We start from the raw sequence: 22,278 nt of genomic DNA on the forward strand, positions 1-22,278 counted from the left end.
GGTAGGAGTACCATCTTTACCATACTCAACAGTAAGAACAGGAGTTGTATAACCAGTTACTTTAGAGTTCGCATCAGTAACAGTTTGTTCTTTTCCACCATAATTACCAGCAGGAATATCCCAAGTAGTCTCAGTACCATCAGGATTATTGACCTTGATAGTAGGGACCTTATTAGGAGTACCTACTAATTCAATTGTAGTTGGTGAGAAAGTATATGGATTTGTTGTACTGTCGTTGTAAGTGATAGTAACTTTGTCTTTAGACGTATCCTTTAGTTCATATCCTTCAGGAATCTGTTTATCTAAGGTAATTGTAGTTGATCCACCAGCGTAACCAGAATCAACACTAAGCGTAATTGTTTCTCCGGTGTTTTCTCCGTTCTTGGTAATTGGTACTTCTACAGAACCACCGTCAACTTGGGCGCCTAGATAAGTAACAGTGCTTTCTGCATTAGTTGATGTCGAATTTGATATGATTGCTTTAATTGGATCAGTTGATTGCTGTTTAGTATAAACAGTGCCATCTATGGTAATAGTACTTGGAATATCAGCATTATCAATAGTTATTTCTTCACCCGCTGTTCCTTGTGCTATAACGGGAATGCTTACACCTTCGTGATTTGTAGGTATGGAAACTATGTTTGTAATGATTGAACCTGCAGGTGCTTGTTGAGCAGCAAAGGTGTATTTCGTATCCAGTGCTCCACTTCCGTCGAACTGGCTACCAATACCACCAGTAGCAACGCCATTTGTGAATGTTGGTACACCAGAAAAATCTTTTCCAGTAACTGGCGTCGTAATTCCGTGATCTGGATCAGTATACGAGTTTACCCACATTGTTCCGTGGGTAGAGGTTAGTGCGGTTTCAGAATCGAAACGCATACTACCATTTATTGTAATTGTTTCTAGATTTGTTCCATCGAACATACCCTCACCTTTTGAGGAATCACCAGTTTGCGGCTTTGCTTCAGGGTATTCATACCAACTTTTTAGATTTAAGTTTTCGATATTACTATCATTTTTGAACATCCCAGTAAGATTTTTAATTCCATGGACTTGCCAATCTGAGACACCTGGGTCAACAAGTGAAGTATCGTTTGCATAAGCATAACTGGCATCTGTTATATGAGCTATGTTCATTTTTGGACTTTTTATAGGATATATTGTTGTTTCAAGGCTGGTATCATTTTCAAACATGTGACTAATGTCTTCAATGTAATAAAGATTGTTTTGACTTAAGTTAATTGATGTAATACTCGAATCATTTCTAAACATACCTTTAGCGCTAGTAGTAACGTTAATACCATCCGCATCTGCAAATTGAAGTTTATTAAGATCTTTGATATCGGTCAATTTTGTCATATTAGCAAATAAGTATGATGAGTTTTTAGGAGCAGTTACTGAAGTATTCACACTAATGGTAGTGATTTCACTTGTGTGGCCACCCCAACGTTCTTTGTCGGTGCCATCACTTTCGTCCAATTGACCGTTAATATTGAGCGTTGTTGTAGCTTTGTCATATTTCCAACCATTGCCTTCATCAGTAACAGTAGTAGGAGCATCAACTGGAGTAATTGGAGCAATAGCTGCATTTGCTAATAATCCATTGGCAACAGCATCTGGAGTTTCAACACCATCAAGTGCCGCTGTTTCTACTTGAGCATCACCAACTACTGCAGGATCTACAGGAGTTTCAGTACCGGCAGGAACATCCGCAGGTGTCTTTTCATCAGCAGCAGTAGATTCTGGTTCAACAGGAGTTTCGGTGTCAGCAGGAACATCTGTAGGTATCTCTTCACCAACAGCAGTAGATTCTGGTTGTGCTGCAAGTCTTGATTTAACAAGGGTATCTGCAACAGGTTCTTCAACTGTTTTTTCGTCAACGGGTGCTTCTTCTTTTGGTTCTTCAGTTGCTTCAGCACCAGTTGCTGGAGCTTGTTCTTGGACTTTTTCAGGTGCTACTACAGGAGCAGCATCTTTATTTGCATCTGGAGCTACTTCAGCATCTTTATCGGCAGTATTGCCTTGTAGGAGCTGCGGCATCTTTGGATGCTTGTGTTTCAGTACCAGCGGCAGGAGCAGGTGTTGATTCTGTTCCTTTAGCCGGAGTTGGTGTAGTACTTGGTGCAACTACTTCTGTCTTAGTTGATTCTGTAGCAGCATCAGCTTTGGCAACAGTACTTGGTCCGCCCATCAAAAATAAGCCCCCGGCGATGGAAAGACTGCTTACAACAATCCAATTTTTCTTTGACTTAACGAGCTTTTTTCTCATTACGGCATTTGGATCACGTTTTAATTGTTGAAACCTCATATTATTTACCCCTTTATCTTCATATATTATTAAGTTGTGTCTAACATGGCATAAATAAATTATAATATTTAAGCAATATGTATATATTTCAGATACTGTAAGAATTATTTTGCTAAAGTGAATATTTTTCCAACTTTGGTCAATATTTATTTAAAAAACAATTGGAAAATGAGATTTACATTTTATTTTGAAAATTATGGATTATCACGATGAATGCTATTGCATAAACTATTTGATAAATACAAATATAATTATATGACATGTTGTATACATGGTTATCACTTTTTAATGATTCTTATTATAAGAAATGAACCATAAAAAATCAGGTATCTTGGTTAGTTAATATGCCAAGATACCTGATTTTTTTATATTTTAGATTAAGACTAACTTTAGTAATTAATATACTCACCATTCAAGCTATTTTCCAAAAAACGTGCGATCGACTTGCCACCATCATCGGAAAAGTGAGCGTGATCACCGCAGTCGAATTCTTTAGCTAATTTTTTTTGCGAATCATCACAAACAAAGGTTGCCAAGTCGACTGTATTGGTTAAACTTAAGATGAAATCATTTATTTTGATACGCAGATTTTCTTTTTCAGAACTCCAGGCATCATGTCCATCGAGAATGGCTCCTTGAAATGGTGGAATGGTTAGACAAATTAATTCGATATTATTCTTGTGACAATATTGTACAATTGTCTTGTATCCCGCGACCATTTCGTCGACAGTCGGTAATTCAGATGTCGGCGTGCCGGTTCCTGGTAACATCAAATCATTTGTACCTTCCAGCAGGATAACAGTATTAGGCTGGAATTCGTCGATCATTTTTTCAAATCGATCAATGCCAGCTGGTCCGAAGCTACTGGACCATTTGGAAGTACTGTTTCCTTTGTGAAGCAGACGATTACCGGAGATGCCGTAATTTGCTGTTACGGTATTTTCGTTGGCGAGCAGCTTGGCCAGAGGGGAGGTAAATCTACCCTGATTGGTTAGTGAGTCACCGAAGAAGGCAACTTTGTTCACTAGTTCGTCGGTATTAGATTGAACTGCCGAGACACCATAGAAGAAGTGATTGTCGCCATCGATGTAGTTGTCAGAATCAGCTAATTCAGTTGAAATAGTTGATCCTAATGTATGGATCGAATGGTTGAAAGAACGGATCTCGATGTCAAAAGTAGAATTACTTGATAGTTGAATTGGTAACCAGTCGCTCCACATTTTTTGCTTTGCGGCAATGCTAAAACTGTTATGATTATTCATAGTTACATCAGAATACTTACCATTAACGACTATTTGGATGCTTTTGATTTCCAACGGGATCTTACCGTATTGATTATTGACCAGTAGCCTGATCTTATCGGTCGCTAGGGTCTGAAAAATTGTCATTGTCTGTGTTTTTCCATGATTAATGTGTTTGATATTTGGAAAATATGAAAATTCTTTGGTCCAAGTATTGATGATTGTCATAATTAGTCACCACTCCATGAGTTCAGTATGTAATAATATATTTATTATTATTTTATATAGACTATGCTATAAGATAGTTTCATATGTTATAATTCTAGTGTAATTTACTTGTTTAAACACTTGCAACTCCATTTGCTTAAACATATACCACACAATTTGTTTATTGAGGAGAAGGTCCAATGCCTAAAAAATTATATTCCGACATCTATGATACATTAAAGCAAGAAATCAATAAGCAAGTCTACCAACCACGTAATACTTTGCCAGGTGAAGAAGAACTCGCATCACGTTTTGATGTGACAAGAAACACTGTCCGACGTGCCCTTAAAGAATTACAAAGTGACGGGCTTGTTTATGCTGTAAAGGGACGCGGTGTTGTCGTCTTAGAACCAATTCGAGACGATCGTGTCGTGTTCCAAGCTGAGAATACAGAAGGGTTTGAGGCGTTAAGAAATTTCCCTCAAAATAAGTTTATTCAACGCTTATCAACAGATGTCTTAACATTTGAAGAAGTTGAAGTTGATGAGGAGCTTGAGAAGCTTACTTCATTTAATACTGGTGATGTTGCTTACTTCGTCGAACGATTGAGATTGTTCGACGGTAAGGCTCTGGCGGTTGATAACAGTTACTTCCGTAAGAGCTTGCTTGGTGATATGACTCGCGAAGATGCAGAGAAGTCTATCTATGAATATATTCGTGACAACGGTCTATTCAAGATTGCGGCCGAACGTTCAACTACCACGGTTGAATCAGCTACTAAGCGTGACTTGCAAGTTCTAGATGTCGGCGACATGAACTGTGTCGGTGCACTGACTAAGTTTGTTTACACGGATACAGGAAGATTGTTCGAACACACTCAAACGAGATATGTTCCCAATCATTTCTCAATGGTCGACTTCAAGTCATTCTAACCAATAACAGGATTGATATCGTCTTCTGGCTTGTAACCCCAGATCATGATTATGACGAAGGTTATTACTAACGTCGTGATGTGGCAACTACGTAGCCAAGCAGGTTAGACGTGACACCCACACTAGGATTGATAAAGGCCGGAAAACCGATCAATGATCCTGATAGGGCGTAAGCATCGACCTTGAAGAATCCGGTCAAGAATCCGCCAATGGCACTTCCAAGGTTTGATAAGAAAAATATCCGCTTATATCTAAGCGTAATACCGTAGATTGCTGGTTCAGTAACGCCGCAAAAGGCTGAGATAGTTGCTGCCCAGGACAGATCACGGTATTTTTATCTCTAGTTTTGAGTGCTACCGCCATAGCCGCCGCCCCTTGAGCCACCATCGTTACGGAAATCATGGCATTCAAGTAGCTGTGGCCACTAATTGCCAAGTCGTTAACAACGATGGGAATAATCGCCCAGTGTAATCCGAAGACAACGGCGATTTGGTACATTCCCGAAACTAAGAATCCGGTCAAAGCTGGATTAACAAAGTAAATTGCTTCGATACCATGTGACAATAGGGTACTTAGTGACAGCATGATCGGACCAACACCAACATATATCAATAGGCTCAGAAGAATTACTTCTATTATCGGTAAGAAGATCGATCTAATTACCGAGGGGATAATTTTTTTGAGCCATTTTTCTAGGTAACTTCCGACCCAAGCAGCGAAGATAATCGGGAAGACAGACGAGCTGTAACTCAAGATGTGCGTCGGAATTCGGAAGACCGTCAGCTGAATCGAATTACTGCCTGCCGCAATCAGTGACGGATAGGTTAGGACGCTTCCGACCACCGCTAGAGTGATCGGATTAGCTCCGAGCTTTTTGGCGGCTGTGAATCCGAGGATTATTGGTAGGAAGTAGTACAGTGAATCGGCGATAGATGAGAACAGCAGATAGGTTCCACTAGCCTTGTCGAGGATATTATATCCTGTCAATGCTCCGAGGATACCCTTTAGAATACCTGATCCTCCAAGAAGACCGATAATTGGAATCATTGAGCCGGTCAAGACACCAATGAACGCGTTGAATGTTTCTTTGATCCGTGAACGGATGGTTTTGTGTCCTTCAATATGAGGCTTGATCGGGAGATTTTTGAATTGCGGGCCGAGCTGATCAATAACCGCATCGTAAACTTCAGTGACCTTTGAACCAATGACGACTTGGTATTGTCCAGAAGCTCTGGCAATATTGATTACTCCAGTGAGATTTTGGATGGCATCGTCGTCAGGGATATGATCGTTCTTTAGGTAGAATCGCAAGCGAGTTATACAGTGGATAAGTGAGTTGATATTTTCTCTGCCACCAATATCCTTGATGATTTCTGAAGCTAACTGTTGATAACTATCTGCTTGATCGTCATTTTGGAGATCATTGGAAGTCTTGGGAATTGCTGAGGCAGCAATTATACCGGATGAAATCTTGCCGGATTTTAATGTGATACTTTCGAGATAATCCTTAGTGTTGGTTATTGCCACGACTACGGTTGTTTCTTTACCGGAGTTCTTAATTTTTTTTAAGTCCATATTTCCAAGTGATTGTCCGGCTGTGATTGTGTCATTTTCAGTTATATTAAGATCAAATGGCTCACCATTGAGATCTACAGTGTCGATTCCCATATGGACGAGGATCTCAGCGCCACCAGCAGTCGTAATTCCGAAGGCATGTTTGGTTTGAGCAATGAAGGTGATAGTTCCGGCAACTGGAGCGCGAATTTCACCACTTGTCGGTTCGATCCCGAATCCTTCGCCCATCATTTTTTGGGAGAAGACAGGGTCATTTACGGATGATAGTTCAACAATTCGCCCAGATACGGGCGCAAGTATGTCTAACGAATCTGCCATAGTTAATCCTCCCAATAAGTTGATTAGAAATATTATTAATTTGTTATATAAACCAAAAAAATAATAAAAATATTTCTATTATTTACCTTATTGTATAACCTTTACTAAACTTTTGGTAGTGATATATGTTTAAACATAAAAAGACCAACGAATTTAATTCGTTGGTCTTTGATTTAGTCTTATTATTTAACAACTGGTGCAGCGTTTAATGTCCATGTTACAACTGCATTGTATTTTGTAACTGAATTACTTGGAGCAGTGTTTGTTTGGTTTGGTACTTCAAGGCTTGCTGAATCAGGTGTGCTGAAGTGTGCTCTGATGACACCGGCACGATAAGTACCACCTTGTAAGTTGATCAATTGTTGAGCAGGTCCGCCACTTTGGAGGACACCTTTAGTCGTTTTGAAATCTTTAGCAGAGTTTATAGAAACGTTCTGGTCATTTTGATCAACCAATGGCATTGAACTCAACGTAAGAATAGCACCAAGCTCTGAAGTGCCGTGTACTAGGTTACCGATTGATGCTGTCAATGAGAATCCGGGGCCGGTAGCCATGCCGTCTTTGGTTGTTTGTGTACGTGAATCGATCATCTTAACTACACCTTCGGAGCTGCCATCTTCACCTAGAGGTGCATCTGTATCAGTTGTATCAACATTGTTAGATACTAACTTTGAACTTGAACCGATCATTGTAGAGCCAAAAGCAAAATCAGGAACAGCGTTAAGCGTTAGAATTCCTGATAAGATATCAACGGTAACATTTGAAGTAGCTACTTTGTTAGCATCAGTAGTTTGTGTGGTACCATCGTCTTCTGTGACGGCGCTTGTATCAACAGGTAAGGCGTTATTAACGGTTGCTGCTTGTACGGGGGAAGCAGTTGCGCCTAGTGCGCCAAAGATTATACTGGCGATAAGTAATGACTTAGCAATCAAGCTTTTGTATGATCTCATTTGTTTTCCCCCTTTACACATTAATAGAACAGCAATATTGTCTACTAGAATAGTATCAAAAAAAACGGGGTCATTTATTTCTAAATTCATAAATCTTTCTTTCAGAATTTGGGATATAATGCATTTAGTTGTATAAAACTCAGTAAAACTAGTTTTTTCATCCGTAAAAATGACAAAATATTGATAATGAGGATAAGTATGGGGAAATATATTACCGGTCATGACGAAAGTGAAATTTCAAGAAACACAAAAGTTAAAAGAAACTATCTTATTATGATGGTTCTTTTTGTAACTCATGATGACCGTAAAGAGACGATAAGACTTCTGAAATCTCATCCAGATGAATTAGCTTCATTATTTAAGAATAAGGCCAAAGAGAATCATTTGGAATTCTCCGATAATATTCCTAGGGCAATTAACCTTGGGATGGTTAGAGAAATCTGTGATGAGTTTGCAAAACAAGATTCGAATGAAGATGTCCAGGCAATCTTGAATCTGTTTATAAGTTCGGATAATGACTCACTGATAGATCTTATTATGGATATCGCAGATATTCAGGATGATGAAACAGTTTTGGATGTCGAATTCAACCATGGAGACTTGTTACTGCGGATTTTGGATGAAAATATTAATCAAAGTGTAACTGGATATGATGAAACAATTTTGTATGACTTTGTGTTGTTGATAACTTATTTCAGGCAGGCTAGTCATGTGAACCTCAATCATCGAAGAATCTCATCAGAAGTGGAGGAAAAATTCGATTGGGTTATTTCTAAGCTACCAGATCCTATACAGGACAAATCATTTTGGAAAATGATACTCGCTGATGAATTAAACAGTATTAATCGACCAATTCCAAGAAATGCTTTGATGAATTGCTATGAATATATTGAGTCAAGCATGAACAAAACTCATTCTGATGGACGTGTGATATTTATTTTTCATGAGTTTGACCTGCAACGGGATAGTCCTCTAAAGAAAGAAATTGTCGAAAACGACTGGATCAGAGCCATCATTCAACTTGGCAGGTCATTTCCTAATTCGGGTATGGTTATTGTAGTTTTGGACAAGGCCAAGAAGAAGAATCAGCAACGAGTGCGGATGATTGATGCCTCTGATATGGTTTGGAAAAACAAAAATAATAGTGAAATCACTGCCATGAAAAAAAGAATAGTTGATACATTAGGTAAAGATAACAGTTATGCTGATTTTGTGAGAACAGTTGATACAGATGAAATCAGTAATAGCGGCTATGACTTAATGCCGGAAGCCTATTTGAAGGATAGAGTATACGAACTATCTAATGGATTTGATGTAAAAGTTCATCGGAGTGAATTCGATAATATTAAGACGATCGAACTTGGAAAAATTGCAGATATTTTAGATAACCATGTGCCGACTTTATATGGAAACATTAAAAGTAAATATCGAGTTGTTTTAGTAAACAATGATGGAGATTTCGTTCTAAGTGATTATGAGTGGCGTGATGTACCAGAGTATTATTCGATAACAAATGAGCCGGTTCAAAAATCAGATATTTTAGTTACTAGATTTACCGATAAAAAAATATCTTATGTTACTAAGAACTATGTTGACTTACTTTTTATCGGGATAGTTGTTCGTTTGAAGAACCCAAACTTTAATAGTCGCTGGCTAGCACAATACTTGCGTACACCACTTGCAAAAGCAGAATTTAAACGGGTCAAGAATCCAAACTTTTCTATTTCTAAAGTGCGAGTTCCGGTTATACCGTTGGAATCTCAGATTGAGGGTATTAGCAGTTATAATCAAAATATGGAAGTTATCAGCGATACTCGTCAAAGAATTACTGAGAATATGAATAACGCTAAATTGGAATTGTATCGTGAAATGGGCTTGAATAGATTCTTTAAATAATATTGATCATTAATGGAGAATTAAATGAATTTAAAACTTGTTTACCGTAGAATCTTGAGATTAATAAATAGAAATGAGATCATCGTCTATCATTTGGCTATGGTTCTTTTTGTGATTCATGGGAATCGTTCTGATATGTTGAAGTATTTGGAAGGTAAGCCGGAAGAACTAGTGCCGCTGTTTAATTCAAAAGCAAAAGGGCTTGATTTTGAATTCACTGATAAGGTGCCTAAGATTATTGATATGGATAAAGTACAAAAGATATGTTTGGAATTAGAAAATATCTCCGCAATTGATGATGTAGAAATTTGGTATAGCATTAACGCGATGAGAAGATATGCACCAACACTTTATGTGATGAGCGCAATATCGGATATAAAAGAATCCGATCAGGTATTGATTGATAATTTGGACTGCGGCAATTTAATCCACGATTTTCTAGAAAATAATAGTAATCAAAAAATAGATGGCTTTGAAAAAACGTCATTTTATGATTTTGGTTTAATTCTTATCTACTGTATGAATGCGACTAATACTAATTTGGCGCATAGTGAGTATGTGGCTAGTGATAAGGAATATGATAAGACGATTTCTATTATTAATCGTAAGAGGAATAGGCTTTGGAGGTTTAACAAAAAGAAGAATTCTATTGATATTTTTAAACAGATCGATGCTGATATGTCACGGGTTAAATCTGAAGGGTATGGAATATTTGGAGCTATTGAATGGCTATTAGATAGAGATAGTTCGATAAAAAATGACTATATCCAACGTGGTCTGATCGATACAGTAATTCAATTATCAGATGATATTGGAGAAGTTATGAGTATTATTTTGGTCGTTCGTAAATCCAAGGTTAGGGATGATCGAAGTATTAGAATGATCAATGCCCCTGATAGTGAGCTGTCTGATAATATGGTAAGAAGTGTGGTTAATAAGCAAACCGCTAATAGGGTGATCAAAGCTTGGAACAAAAAAAATGAGTATGCTGGATTCGTCAGAAATGTATCATTCGAGGAAATTGAAAAAAATAACAATGCTCTTCTTCCTAGTAAATATGTTCATAGTGAAAGTATCCCGTTGAAAGAAAATTTGTCAGTTAGAGTTGACTTTTCAAAGTTAGAAAAAGCAGATACTTATAAATTATCCAACATTGCAAAAATTTATTCTGAAGATTCAGGTAAAGGTGATATAGAGCTGGAAGTAAATGACGAAGGTACGGTTGAGGTTGAAGCAGATTCCAAATATGTGAATAAGCAATGGCTTGAGGAGTTTTTACACAGCCCATTGGGGGAAACTCAGTTAACGAAGTTTAATGCACAGACTGTGGGTAACTTACAGATCCCAATTGTACCTTTGGAAGAGCAAATGGAATCTATTCAGAAGTTCAATTTGGTAAAAACTAAGGTAGAAAATGTTAATGCTAATTTGGATGAAACTGCTGCCGAGGTTGAACAACAATTATACGACAGCATGGGGATAGGTGATGTGTTCGAAGTTATGGACAAAGAACAAGGTGTAAAAAAAACTATCGTATTAAATCTCGACTAATTCAAAAAGCCTCGTATTTACTTTGAGTAAATACGAGGCTTTTTGAACTTTTTTAGTTTACAGAAGGTGTAGGTGTCAAAGTCCAAACGATTGAACTTTCGTATCTTTGCATCGACTTGCTTGATGTGTCAGCGTTCTTAGGGATGTACATACTGGCTGAATCAGGATCTGTGAAGCTAGATCTGATCGCTCCAGACTTGTATGTTCCGGCGGCGAGATTCATTACGCTTGTTTCTTGATCACTACCAGCAATTAATCTGGCTTCATTGGTAGTAAGTTTGTTGGCACCAGTACTGATATTGTCGCCATCCGCGTCATATAGTCCTTCGGAATTAAGGCTCATCGTAAAGCCATCGATTTGATTACCGTTGGAACTAAAACTGTTCAAACGAGCTGATAGATTGAATCCAGGAGTTTTTCCTTCGGAGTTTTGACGGGATTCAGTAACTTGTAAGATACCCTGAGAATTACCATCAACGATGATGTTTCCATCGTCTGAGTTATCTTTTAAGTTAACAGTGCTACCAGAAGCACCGTTACCAAAGTTGAAATTAGGAACAGAGTCGAGCGTCAGCAACCCAGTAACCACAGTAACGTTGACACTTGAAGTAGCAGTTTGTGTTGCTGCAGAGTCATCGGTATTGTTACTGGCAGAGATATCGATACTGTCTGAATTATTGAGGGTAGTAGTTGTGTCGGCTTGAGTTACTGAAGGGAACATGAACAAGGCACTTAGACTGACGATTGTGCTAAAAATCAAGTTTGATAATTTCATGTTATATCCTCCAGCAACTTATTTGTAATTAAATAATACCACATATCACAAAACCACACTATTTTTATACCAACTTTCGTAAGAATTTTTTACAAAATATGGAAAATTAAGTGCGAGATCCACTTTTCTTCTGAAATCAAATAATTTGATATGTGGATAGTAATTTGTTACTGTATAAGGCGATTCGAAAAATACTAGTATTGACTTCCTATATAAGCACCACAAAATAGGAAAAGGTTAGGTATTAGATTTATGGCACGTAAAGCAAAGATTGAACGTGAAAAAAGATTACAACGGACTGTTGAACGTTATGCAGTATTACGTAGAGAACTAAAGGCAGCCGGTAATTATGAAGAACTCAGCAAATTACCAAGAGACTCATCAGCTACGAGACTACATTCTCGTGACTTGATCGATGGACGTCCCCATGGTTATATGAGTAAATTTCAAATGTCTAGATTGAACTTTCGCAAGTTAGCTCATGCTGGACAGATCCCTGGAGTAAAAAAAGCCAGCTGGTAGAAAAGTCGTCGTTTATTCGGCGGCTTTTTTGGGTACAATAGAAGTAAGGTGATGAGGGAAATGACAGAGATAACTTATTATTCAATTTTAAAAAATAATCAGTTGTGTCTACCGTGGAGTGATGACGACAGACCAGCACAACTAAAATTACAAGATGACAAAGAGGCACAACTTGCTGCTTGGTAGGTCAAGAAATGCCTGTGGACAAATTATTTAATACTGGGGTAATAACTATTTATACACAGGACTTGTTGGAAAACTTTATCAACAAGCAAAAAAACAAGAGTTATTATCTACAGAATGCCTTCTTCTTGATCGATGATCTTGATAAACGGTTCAAATTCAAAGATGCCAAGTATTTGCGCACTATTTATTTAGTTGCGGCATTGTCACAGAAGAATGCTTTTACACAGAAGATGAATTGGTTGCTGAATTTTGCAGCTATCTTCGATGATATGAAGGATATTAAGTCTTTGGTCAAAGAGTATGACTTGAAGGAATGGTCTGACTTTGACTATGCATTCTTAGAACATCTGTTAACAGGTCCTGAAGAAGCTCCCATCTGGAGGAAACAAAAGATCAATATTCAATTCACGTCGCTCCGTTATCAATATTATTTTGAAGTTGCGCAGTCATTTCAGGATATTCACGAATTATTGAAGATCGATACCAACGGATTGAAGTTGGATAAATTACAAAATGAACATTCGCTGGAATTGCTTCATATGAATTATGAGTTATCAAAGTTCTTCCCAGATAAAAAAAATTAGGATTGCTATTTTTAGCAATCCTTTTTTAGTACGATTAAAAGTTTTTTACGTAATTTACTGTATAAGGAGAAAACAATTGGCTGAATATCGTAAGACTACTATAGAAGATTTAGAAGAAATCGCGGAATTGGAAACAGAAGCATTCTTTGATTATCCGTTGTATTGGGATGTTTTGAGAAAGAAGTTCAAAAATAACGCTGAGTATCGAAAGTTTCTCAAGCTGATCTTAATGATCGAATTGACGGTGGACTTAAAACGCGGCAATGGATATGTAGGGGTGGTCAACGATGAAATCGTCTCGGTTGCGTTGTTCCATTCACTGGATGACAAAAAAATAAGCATGCTGGAATACTTTCAAGCTGGAGCAACACGATTATTGCCGTATTTCATCAGGTTTAATTTGTGGAGCTATCTTAAAAAAATGGATCAGGCTGAAAGCAAGAGTGTGGAATTTTCAGAAATAAACACTTATTACTTGAGTATTCTAGCAGTCAATCCTAAGTATCAGGATAGACATCTTGGTAGTGAAATGATCCAAAAATGTGTATTGCCGAGTATCAAACAAAACGGTGTTAGACGAGTAACATTGATGACTAATACCAAGCCAAACTGTTACTTCTATGAGAAGAACGGCTTCTCAGTGGCGTCACATATTCAGTTGCAATTTGGTCATAAGGTAGTGAAGAACTGGAGCTTCCAAAGATTGCTTTAATGCCAACCTTACAAAAATGTAAGAAAGATGTAAGAAAATGCAAGCGACTATGAAAATTGAAAAAACTATGATTAAAGCCGTACTAGATTTCACGCAAATGAATCAGTATTAGTTAAATTATTTTTTTCGCTAAATGGTAAGTATTAATAATTGCATAGTGTTCGATTTATATAAATCGAACACGGTATCTAATATTTAAATATAAAAACTGTATATATAATTTTAGAATATTTGACATTTTAATCATATTAGCCATTGCTGGATGATTTTATTAGTAATAGTTATCCATTTTTAATGAAATATTTCCAAAAATAAACAAGTTCTAAAATAATATGTTTAAACATATATCTAATAAACTGCCTGTGGCAGTATGTTTTGGTCAAAAAAGACAAAATATTTTTACAAAAATGCCGTAATATGTTTAAACAACAATTATTATAATACTTATAAAAGTTATATAGATAAAACTGTAATTCATAAAATCTATTAATTTTTTTGTTTGACACCCTATAGAATCCAATGGTTATATAGGCCTTGCGTAGCGAAATAATAGGAAAGGTGTAAATTATGAAGAAAAATTTACTTATATTTTTACAAAAACCAACTAGTATGTTTGTAATTAAAACCGTTACCTTTTTCGCAGTCTTTTTAGTTCTTTTGTACATCTATGGATATAGCGGTGTAGGTAATGCCAAATTTATTTACGCTGACTTTTAAAAATTGAAAGCGAGAGAAGGGAATAGTCATGAATTCAATTATTGAAAAGATTACGGATATTATTACTGAGTCACCTGCCAAAGTTTGTTATCAAAATGGTTCAGTAACACATACTTATCATGATTTGGGACAAAAATCTGATCGTATTGCTAATTTTCTGCAAGATAAGTTTTTACCAGAAAAGAGTCCCATCATAATTTATGGTGGCCAACAATTTGAAATGTTAGTGATGTTCCTTGGCGCCATAAAGGCGGGGCATCCGTACATTCCGGTTGATGATGGATCAGATCCTCAACGTATCGTACAGATCAATTCGGTTGCAAAACCATCATTGGTTTTGAACTGGAGTGATGCTAGTGACTTTGGAATTGAGACACCAGTTGTTTCAATGAATGAGCTAAAAGAAGCGATGGAATCTGAAAATGATATTTACGATGCTAACAAGAGCATCGGACCGGAAGACGACTTCTATATTATCTTTACTTCAGGTACTACTGGAACTCCAAAGGGAGTTCAGATCAGTACTAATAACCTTTCGGACTTTGTAAATTGGGTCGACAGCAAGTTCGATTACTCTAATGAAACTAATTTGATGTTACAAGCACCATTTTCATTCGACCTATCAGTCTTTGATATTTATCCAGGATTGACTAACGGTGCTACTTTAACTGTTGTTGACAAGGCCACAACTAAGAACTTTGGTAAGTTGCAAGATGCCATTGTTGATTCAGACTTTGACACTTGGATCTCTACACCATCATTCTTCGAGATGTGCTTATTGTTCAGAGGCTTCGACAGTATGAATATGCCTAACCTCAATAAGTTCATCTTCTGTGGTGAAGAGTTGACACATGCGACAGCGGTTAAGTTATTGAAGAAGTTTCCTAAGGCCAAGCTGTATAACACATATGGCCCAACCGAAAATACCGTTGCTATTACATCCATCTTGATCGATCAAGATATGTTGAATAAGTACGATCGACTACCAATTGGATATCTTAAGTCAAACATGAATCACATTATTTATAACTTCGAAAAGGATGAAGATGGTTACTTAACTGGTGAATTACTAGTTAGTGGACCAGATGTTTCCAAGGGATACTTGAATAATCCCGTTCAAACCGAAAAGGCTTTTGAAGTTATCAACGGCGAAACGTTCTATCACACTGGCGACATGGTCAGTGAAGCACCAGACGGATTGTTGTTCTACAAGGGTAGAACTGACTTCCAGATCAAGATGCATGGATATCGTATTGAGCTAGAAGAAGTCGATTCTATGTTGGGTAACTTGGATCAGGTAAAGCAATCTTGTACCGTTCCGCTATATAACAACAAGAAGCAAGTCAGCAAGATGATTGCTCATATTGTGTTGGAGGATCAATTCAAGACTGTTGATGAGCTTGAATTGAACTCTCAGATCAAAGATGAATTGAAGACAACAACAATGGATTATATGATTCCAAATGTTTTGAAGTTTGTGGAACAACTGCCAATTAGTAAAAATGGAAAGATAGATAGAAAGGCACTAATAGGCGAGATTAATGCATAACATTACACCATACAGCTCACCGCATTACTTTATTTACCTATTCGTATTATTACTTCCTATCATCATTGGTTTACTATACGGCAAACGTTTCAGAATCTATGATTTCTTTGCAACAGTATTGATTTTAGTCATCACTTTCTTCGGGGGTGACGCAAGGCAAGGTATTTCGTTAATATTCTATGTACTATTTGAAATGATTGTTGTCTTCACATATAAGCACTATCGGAAGAATCACAATAACTTCTGGGTATTCACTTCAGCGGTAGTCCTGGCGATTATTCCACTGGTATTTGTAAAATTAGATCCACTATTGAAGAATGCGACGATATCATTATTCGCATTCATGGGAATAAGTTATTTAACTTTTAAGGCTGTAGAAATAATTATGGAACTCCGTGATGGCACGATCAAAGAGATCAAGCCGACCGAGTTCGTCAGATTTCTACTATTCTTCCCAACTATTTCATCTGGACCAATCGACCGTTTCCGCCGTTTTCAAAAAGACGTATTAAAGGTTCCAAGTCGTGAAAAGTACTTGGAGCTGCTACACACCGGTACAAACAGATTAATGTTGGGATTAGTTTATAAGTTCATTTTGGGATATTTCTTCGGAACATTGCTATTACCAAAAGTTTCTATTCTAGCATTGTCCTACGGAGAGCAGGCACCACTAGGAATTTCCTGGGCATTAGTGGCCTACATGTATACCTATAGTATGTATCTATTCTTTGACTTCGCTGGTTACTCACTCTTTGCGGTCGCAATCAGTAACTTCATGGGTGTAGAAACACCGATGAACTTCAGACAGCCATTCAAGTCAGTCAACATCAAGGACTTCTGGAATAGATGGCATATCACATTATCGTTTTGGTTCAGAGACTTCATTTATATGCGTTTGATCTTTTTAATGATGAAGAAAAAATGGATCAAGAACAGAGTTACAATGGCAAACCTCGGATACGTCACATTGTTCTTGATCATGGGATTCTGGCATGGAGAAACTTGGTACTATATCGTTTATGGTATTTTCCACGCTTGCGCTATGATCACCAACGATGCATGGCTGAGATTCAAGAAGAAGCATCGTCAACAGATTCCAAGCAACAAATTTACTAAGGCTCTAGCAATCTTCATAACTTTCAACGTAGTTTGCTTCAGTTTCCTGATTTTCTCAGGATTTTTGAACACATTATGGTTCGGTTAATTAAAGGAGAGTATTCATTATGGAAAACACAGACAAAATTGTAGATATTTTAAAAGATGTAACAGGATTAGATAACATTGGTGACAACTTAGATCAAGACTTATTCGCAACTGGTATTCTAGATTCAATGGCAACAGTTGAAGTTCTAGTAACATTACAGGACAATTTTGGAATTGAGGTACCTGTTTCAGAATTCGACCGCTCACAATGGTCAACTATCAACAAAATTTCAGACCGTGTTAAAGAATTGGAATAAACTATGAAAAAAAAGTTATGGATGATTTTTGGACCTGTAATAGTTGCGATTGTTGCTTTATTGATTCTTTTATGGACTCCGATTAATTTCAAAACAGTTACGCCACGCAAGATAGATCAAGCATCTACTTCATTGGATGTTAGAGTTCTCAAAGGTGAAGGTGTTAAGAATGCGGCCGAAAAAGAAAATTACATTCCTATTATTGGATCATCTGAACTTTCTAGAATGGACCCGTTCCATCCATCTTCCATGGCACAGAAGTATCACTGGAAGAACAAACCATTTTTACTAGGTAACCCTGGTACAGCTTCATTAACACAAGCATTGAACGTTAGTGGAATGACTGGTTTGAAGAATCAAAAAGCTGTTGTGATCATTTCACCACAGTGGTTCACCAAAAAAGGTGTTCCTTCGGATGTATTCAAGTACTTCCTATCTCCATTGCAATTAACAGGCTTCATTGTTAACTCCAATCACGGTGATAAGAAGATGAATAAGTATATTGCCAACAGGATTCTTGATTTGGATGACAGCCTTAATACGGTTGAGACCAATGCATTACTCAGAATCGCTGACGGTAAGCAAATTACTAGCTTCCAACGTTTTTATATCAATCGTCTAACTCGTAGTAGTCTACAAAGTCAGGATAATCTCTTCGGAACTATTTCGTTGAATGATCACCAAAAGAAGATCGATCAAGCAGTGTCGAAGTTACCTGACAACTATAACTACAAGGATTTGGACAAGCTAGCAGTTAAGATGGCAAAGAATCACTCACGTGAAAATGATTTGCAGATTGGCGATTCCTTCTATAGAAAACAATTGTATAGAAGAATTCACAGATACAAGAATGCTCATAGACATGTTGATTATAATCATTCACCTGAATATAATGACTTCCAAGCAATGTTGTATTTGTTCAATCAAAATCACACCGAGGTAATGTTTGTTATCCAACCAGTTAATCCAAAGTGGATCAAGTACACTGGTATGCCAAAAGATTCATTGGCTGACTTTAGTAAGAAGATAACATATCAACTGAAGTCACAAGGTTTTAACAACGTAGTTGATTTAACTCATGAGAAGAATCCTAACTACATTGCTGAAGATACTATCCACATGGGATGGCGTGGCTGGTTGATTTTGGACAAGCATTTGGAACCTTATTATAAGAATAAAAAAGCTGATCCAAATAAGACCAACTATAAGATGAACAGTTACTTCTTAACTAAGAAGTGGGCTAATAATACTGATTTTTGAAACTTCCCAAGCCTGGCAGGTAAGGGAAGTAAACCGTAATACCTTTTCCGTAGTACTGTTTCCCCCTCAAAAAACAGTGCATGCCCGCAAATCCGAGATTCTACAATAAAAGTAGAATCTCGGTATTTTTTTGACTTTTTTTTATTAAAAAACTGAAAGCCCTGTAAGTCTTATAAGATTAGGATATCTAGCCTTGTAAAAAAATCTCATAAATGCCCGTATGCGGCATTTACGTTACACATAGTTTGCAAAATACAACCATCTTTGTTAGTGTATTACGTGTGTTGCTATTATTTTTACCTTATGAATAATAGTATTTTTAATTGAAAATTCTGATAAAAGACTCCTGAGTTTAGTATTTCTTTACTCAAGAGCCGCTTTTATCTCAAGACGTAATATGTAAAAGAATGGGGGATTTGATGACAGTAAAAGTTGAAGTTAAAAATTTAACTAAGATTTTTGGTAAACATGTCAACCGTGCTAAAGATTTAATCAAGCAAGGTAAGACTAAACCTGAAATTCTAAAAGAAACGGGTGCTACCGTTGGTGTTGATCAAGCAAGTTTTGAGATCAATGACGGTGAGATATTCGTAATAATGGGTCTATCTGGTAGTGGTAAGTCAACTATGGTTCGTATGATCAATCGTTTGATCGAACCTACAGATGGATCAGTCCTAATTGATGGTGAAAATCTAATGAAGATGGACAAGAAGTCGCTTCGTGAGGTTCGACGTAAGAAAATGAGTATGGTATTCCAAAACTTCGGATTGCTTCCTAATCGAACAGTTCTAGAGAATGCTGAATATGGTCTTGAAATTCAAGGCGTTGACAAAGATACTCGTGAGAAAAAAGCTAACATTGCACTAGAACAAGTTGGTATCACTGGTTATAACGATGAGTATCCTGACCAATTATCTGGTGGGATGCAGCAACGTGTTGGTTTGGCTCGTGCCTTAGCCAACGATCCTGAGATACTATTAATGGATGAGGCCTTCTCGGCACTGGATCCACTGAATAGAACTGACATGCAAGATCAACTCTTGGATATCCAGGAAAGATTACATAAGACGATCATCTTCATCAGTCATGATTTGAATGAGGCATTGAAACTTGGTGATCACATTATGATCATGCGTGATGGTGAAGTCGTTCAAACTGGTACACCAGAAGATATTTTGACACATCCAGCAAATGAATATGTTGAAGAATTTATTGAGAATGTTGACCGTAGTAAGGTTCTTACAGCTGGTAACGTAATGATTCGTCCAGTTACGATCAATGTCGATAAGGCCGGTCCAAGATTGACCTTGAAGCGTATGAAGAATAATGAAGTATCAACGGCTTATGTGGTTGATAACAAGCGGACACTTGTTGGTATCGTTGATGCTAATGATGTTATCGGATTGGTACGTAAGGACAGTAGTGACTTGAGATCAATCGTTAAGACTGATGTTCCAACTACTCATGTTGACGCTCCTATCAATGACTTGATGGATGATATTTCTCAAACCGGTATCCCATTTGCAGTTGTAAATGATGATAATCAGTTGAAGGGAATTATCGTTCGTGGTGCCGTACTTGGTGCCCTAGCAGGAAATGAGGTGAGTCATTTTGAATAATATTCCACAATTACCATTAGCACACTGGATCGATGGTTTCGTCGATTGGTTAGTATCATTCACTGGTTTCTTTAATGGTGTAACTAACTTTATCGGTGGGATCAACAATGCCTTCCAATGGGTATTCGATCTGATTCCAATTTGGTTATTTATTGTCTTAGTATTGGCACTAACTTATTATGTCAATCGAGATGATCAACGCTGGACCTTATTAGGCTTCGAGTTGTTCGGATTATTATTGATCTGGAACTTGGACTTCTGGCGTGACATGACCCAAACACTAACGTTAGTATTAACATCAAGTTTGATTGCTCTAGTTATCGGTATTCCACTAGGAATATTGATGTCTAAGAGTCGTATCGCTGAAATAATTTTGAAGCCGATCCTTGACTTCATGCAGACTATGCCAGCCTTCGTTTATTTGATTCCTGCCGTTGCCCTATTCGGTATCGGTATGGTACCTGGTATCGTCGCTTCAGTTATTTTCGCCATGCCACCAACAGTTAGAATGACAAATATGGGTATTCGAGAAGTTCCTAGTGAATTGATCGAAGCTGCCGATTCATTCGGTTCCACTGAGTGGCAAAAATTATTTAAAGTTGAATTACCATTAGCCAAGACAAGTTTGATGGCTGGTGTTAACCAAAGTATGATGCTTTCATTATCTATGGTTGTTACAGCATCAATGATCGGTGCTATGGGTCTTGGTACTAAGGTATACTTCGCCGTTGGTAGAAACGATGCTGGTGGTGGTTTCGCTGCCGGACTTGCCGTTGTTATCTTGGCAATTATCTTAGATAGACTGACACAATCATTGACTCGTGACCATAAAAGAGGATAGAGAGTGCAATGAGACATAAAATTTGTTTCATGGAACTCGTTTAAGGAGGGATTGTTTGAAGAAAAAATTAAGAAATCTAAGTCTTTTCTTTGTAGCATTGCTGATTATTCCGCTGATTTCTGCATGTAGTTCGCAGACTAAACCATATGATAGTAGCAAAAAAATTGGCGAGCAGATCAACTATACTATCACTGGTATTGATGCTGGTGCCGGTATTATGTCATCTACCCAAACTGCTTTGAAGGATTATGGTTTGAGTAAGAAGAATTGGCAATTACAAACTAGTTCAACTGCGGCCATGACTAGTACACTGGATAAAGCTATCAAAGAAAAGCGTCCCATCGTGGTTACCGGTTGGCAACCGCATTGGATGTTCACTAAGTATCCCATCAAATTCTTAAAAGATCCTAAAAATGTCTACGGAAAAGCTGAAAGTATTCATACAATCGTTAGATTAGGACTCAAAAAAGATGATCCTGAAGCATATACGATTCTGGACCGATTCCACTGGAAGCCGGCTCAGATGTCTGAAGTTATGTTGAAGATCAATGGCGGGATGGATCCTCAAAAAGCTGCTAAGCAGTGGATTAAGGATAACCCTAAGCTAGTTAATAAATGGACTGATGGCGTTAAGAAGGTTCATGGTAAGTCGCTGAAGATGACCTACGTCGCTTGGGACTCAGAAATTGCCTCAACTAATGTTGTGGCACAAGTTCTTCGTGAACAAGGTTACAAGGTAACTATTCAAGCTATGGAACAACAACCGGTCTGGGCTTCGATTGCTACGAAAGCTGCCGATGCACAAGTTAGTGCTTGGTTGCCTAAGACGTCAGGTTTGTATTACAAAGATTACAAAGGACGCTTTGAAGACTTGGGGCCTAACTTGAAAGGTGCCAAAGTTGGATTAGCAGTTCCTAAGTACATGAAGAATATTAATTCGATTGAAGATTTAAAAAATAAATAATAACTGTACAAGATGGAGAATCTCACTGAGAGATTTTCCATCTTTTTATTTTCACAATCTTATCACTTGAAAAACCAAAATCACTGATAGCGCTATCTAAAATCTTTG

Annotated in this window: 22 protein-coding genes; 15 read left to right on the plus strand and 7 right to left on the minus strand. The window is 37.4% G+C overall.

The annotated features are described in order from the left end of the window. From JCM14932_RS15635 to JCM14932_RS12590, 3 genes are all read right to left on the minus strand, one after another. Positions 1 to 2,043: BspA family leucine-rich repeat surface protein (locus tag JCM14932_RS15635; RefSeq protein ID WP_034543456.1), on the minus strand; the 2,043-nt coding region annotated here is incomplete at its 3' end. Further along, positions 2,009 to 2,311, minus strand: a complete 303-nt coding sequence (locus JCM14932_RS12585) for a KxYKxGKxW signal peptide domain-containing protein (protein WP_025025170.1) — start codon at positions 2,309 to 2,311, stop codon at positions 2,009 to 2,011. The genes JCM14932_RS12585 and JCM14932_RS15635, both read right to left, overlap by 35 nt. 389 nt (positions 2,312 to 2,700) lie before the next feature. Further along, positions 2,701 to 3,780 (minus strand): GDSL-type esterase/lipase family protein, encoded by a 1,080-nt coding sequence (locus JCM14932_RS12590; RefSeq protein WP_025025171.1) that lies wholly within the window; start codon positions 3,778 to 3,780, stop codon positions 2,701 to 2,703. A gap of 179 nt (positions 3,781 to 3,959) precedes the next feature. Here JCM14932_RS12590 and JCM14932_RS15640 point away from each other — a divergent pair, with 179 nt between their 5' ends. Then, a complete protein-coding gene (locus tag JCM14932_RS15640; RefSeq protein ID WP_034543460.1) occupies positions 3,960 to 4,691 on the plus strand; it encodes a GntR family transcriptional regulator in 732 nt (243 codons plus the stop codon). A 67-nt stretch (positions 4,692 to 4,758) separates the two neighbouring features. Here the strand turns inward: JCM14932_RS15640 and JCM14932_RS17505 are convergent, their stop codons facing one another. The 3 genes from JCM14932_RS17505 to JCM14932_RS12605 form a co-directional block, all read right to left on the minus strand. Then, positions 4,759 to 4,890, minus strand: coding sequence for a hypothetical protein (locus JCM14932_RS17505; protein ID WP_268870378.1), 132 nt, complete (start codon positions 4,888 to 4,890; stop codon positions 4,759 to 4,761). Next, on the minus strand, positions 4,887 to 6,584 hold the full coding sequence (locus JCM14932_RS15645) for a PTS sugar transporter subunit IIABC (protein ID WP_051528141.1): 1,698 nt from the start codon (positions 6,582 to 6,584) through the stop codon (positions 4,887 to 4,889). Before JCM14932_RS15645 ends, JCM14932_RS17505 begins: the two co-directional genes overlap by 4 nt. A 182-nt stretch (positions 6,585 to 6,766) precedes the next feature. Beyond that, the gene (locus tag JCM14932_RS12605; RefSeq protein WP_025025172.1) at positions 6,767 to 7,534 is read right to left on the minus strand and encodes a WxL domain-containing protein; all 768 of its coding nucleotides are present in this window, start codon (positions 7,532 to 7,534) and stop codon (positions 6,767 to 6,769) included. A gap of 198 nt (positions 7,535 to 7,732) precedes the next feature. On the opposite strand from JCM14932_RS12605, the gene JCM14932_RS12610 reads away from it, so the two are divergent. Further along, complete coding sequence (locus tag JCM14932_RS12610; RefSeq protein WP_025025173.1) at positions 7,733 to 9,430, plus strand: N-6 DNA methylase; 1,698 nt, start codon at positions 7,733 to 7,735, stop codon at positions 9,428 to 9,430. A 24-nt stretch (positions 9,431 to 9,454) separates the two neighbouring features. Then, on the plus strand, positions 9,455 to 10,981 hold the full coding sequence (locus tag JCM14932_RS12615; protein ID WP_025025174.1) for an N-6 DNA methylase: 1,527 nt from the start codon (positions 9,455 to 9,457) through the stop codon (positions 10,979 to 10,981). Between the two features lie 52 nt (positions 10,982 to 11,033). On the opposite strand, the gene JCM14932_RS12620 is transcribed toward JCM14932_RS12615, so the two are convergent. Continuing rightward, on the minus strand, positions 11,034 to 11,756 hold the full coding sequence (locus tag JCM14932_RS12620) for a WxL domain-containing protein (protein WP_025025175.1): 723 nt from the start codon (positions 11,754 to 11,756) through the stop codon (positions 11,034 to 11,036). 252 nt (positions 11,757 to 12,008) lie between these two features. On the opposite strand from JCM14932_RS12620, the gene rpsN reads away from it, so the two are divergent. From rpsN to JCM14932_RS12680, 12 genes are all read left to right on the plus strand, one after another. Then, positions 12,009 to 12,278, plus strand: a complete 270-nt coding sequence (rpsN, locus tag JCM14932_RS12625; protein WP_025025176.1) for a 30S ribosomal protein S14 — start codon at positions 12,009 to 12,011, stop codon at positions 12,276 to 12,278. 60 nt (positions 12,279 to 12,338) lie between these two features. Next, positions 12,339 to 12,464, plus strand: a complete 126-nt coding sequence (locus tag JCM14932_RS17510) for a hypothetical protein (protein ID WP_268870379.1) — start codon at positions 12,339 to 12,341, stop codon at positions 12,462 to 12,464. Then, positions 12,458 to 13,048, plus strand: coding sequence for a hypothetical protein (locus JCM14932_RS12635; protein WP_025025177.1), 591 nt, complete (start codon positions 12,458 to 12,460; stop codon positions 13,046 to 13,048). Before JCM14932_RS17510 ends, JCM14932_RS12635 begins: the two co-directional genes overlap by 7 nt. A gap of 76 nt (positions 13,049 to 13,124) precedes the next feature. Next, positions 13,125 to 13,760, plus strand: a complete 636-nt coding sequence (locus tag JCM14932_RS12640) for a GNAT family N-acetyltransferase (RefSeq protein ID WP_025025178.1) — start codon at positions 13,125 to 13,127, stop codon at positions 13,758 to 13,760. A 567-nt stretch (positions 13,761 to 14,327) separates the two neighbouring features. Continuing rightward, positions 14,328 to 14,477: a teichoic acid D-Ala incorporation-associated protein DltX gene (locus JCM14932_RS12645; RefSeq protein WP_025025179.1), complete on the plus strand. Its 150-nt coding sequence runs from the start codon at positions 14,328 to 14,330 to the stop codon at positions 14,475 to 14,477. A gap of 28 nt (positions 14,478 to 14,505) precedes the next feature. Next, on the plus strand, positions 14,506 to 16,026 hold the full coding sequence (gene dltA / locus JCM14932_RS12650; RefSeq protein WP_025025180.1) for a D-alanine--poly(phosphoribitol) ligase subunit DltA: 1,521 nt from the start codon (positions 14,506 to 14,508) through the stop codon (positions 16,024 to 16,026). Further along, positions 16,019 to 17,230, plus strand: coding sequence for a D-alanyl-lipoteichoic acid biosynthesis protein DltB (dltB, locus tag JCM14932_RS12655; protein WP_025025181.1), 1,212 nt, complete (start codon positions 16,019 to 16,021; stop codon positions 17,228 to 17,230). The genes dltA and dltB overlap by 8 nt, the downstream gene beginning before the upstream one ends. Before the next feature lie 19 nt (positions 17,231 to 17,249). After that, positions 17,250 to 17,486, plus strand: coding sequence for a D-alanine--poly(phosphoribitol) ligase subunit DltC (gene dltC, locus JCM14932_RS12660; protein ID WP_025025182.1), 237 nt, complete (start codon positions 17,250 to 17,252; stop codon positions 17,484 to 17,486). 3 nt (positions 17,487 to 17,489) lie between these two features. Beyond that, positions 17,490 to 18,746 carry a D-alanyl-lipoteichoic acid biosynthesis protein DltD gene (dltD, locus tag JCM14932_RS12665; protein ID WP_025025183.1) on the plus strand — a complete coding sequence of 419 codons (1,257 nt, stop codon included), beginning with the start codon at positions 17,490 to 17,492 and terminating at the stop codon, positions 18,744 to 18,746. A 419-nt stretch (positions 18,747 to 19,165) separates the two neighbouring features. Further along, positions 19,166 to 20,365 (plus strand): quaternary amine ABC transporter ATP-binding protein, encoded by a 1,200-nt coding sequence (locus JCM14932_RS12670; protein WP_025025184.1) that lies wholly within the window; start codon positions 19,166 to 19,168, stop codon positions 20,363 to 20,365. Continuing rightward, a complete protein-coding gene (locus JCM14932_RS12675; RefSeq protein WP_025025185.1) occupies positions 20,358 to 21,206 on the plus strand; it encodes an ABC transporter permease in 849 nt (282 codons plus the stop codon). The genes JCM14932_RS12670 and JCM14932_RS12675 overlap by 8 nt, the downstream gene beginning before the upstream one ends. 55 nt (positions 21,207 to 21,261) lie before the next feature. Continuing rightward, complete coding sequence (locus JCM14932_RS12680; RefSeq protein ID WP_025025186.1) at positions 21,262 to 22,170, plus strand: glycine betaine ABC transporter substrate-binding protein; 909 nt, start codon at positions 21,262 to 21,264, stop codon at positions 22,168 to 22,170. The last annotated feature ends 108 nt before the right edge of the window (positions 22,171 to 22,278 follow it).

The organism is Companilactobacillus nodensis DSM 19682 = JCM 14932 = NBRC 107160 (assembly GCF_000615905.1).
GTDB lineage: Bacteria > Bacillota > Bacilli > Lactobacillales > Lactobacillaceae > Companilactobacillus > Companilactobacillus nodensis.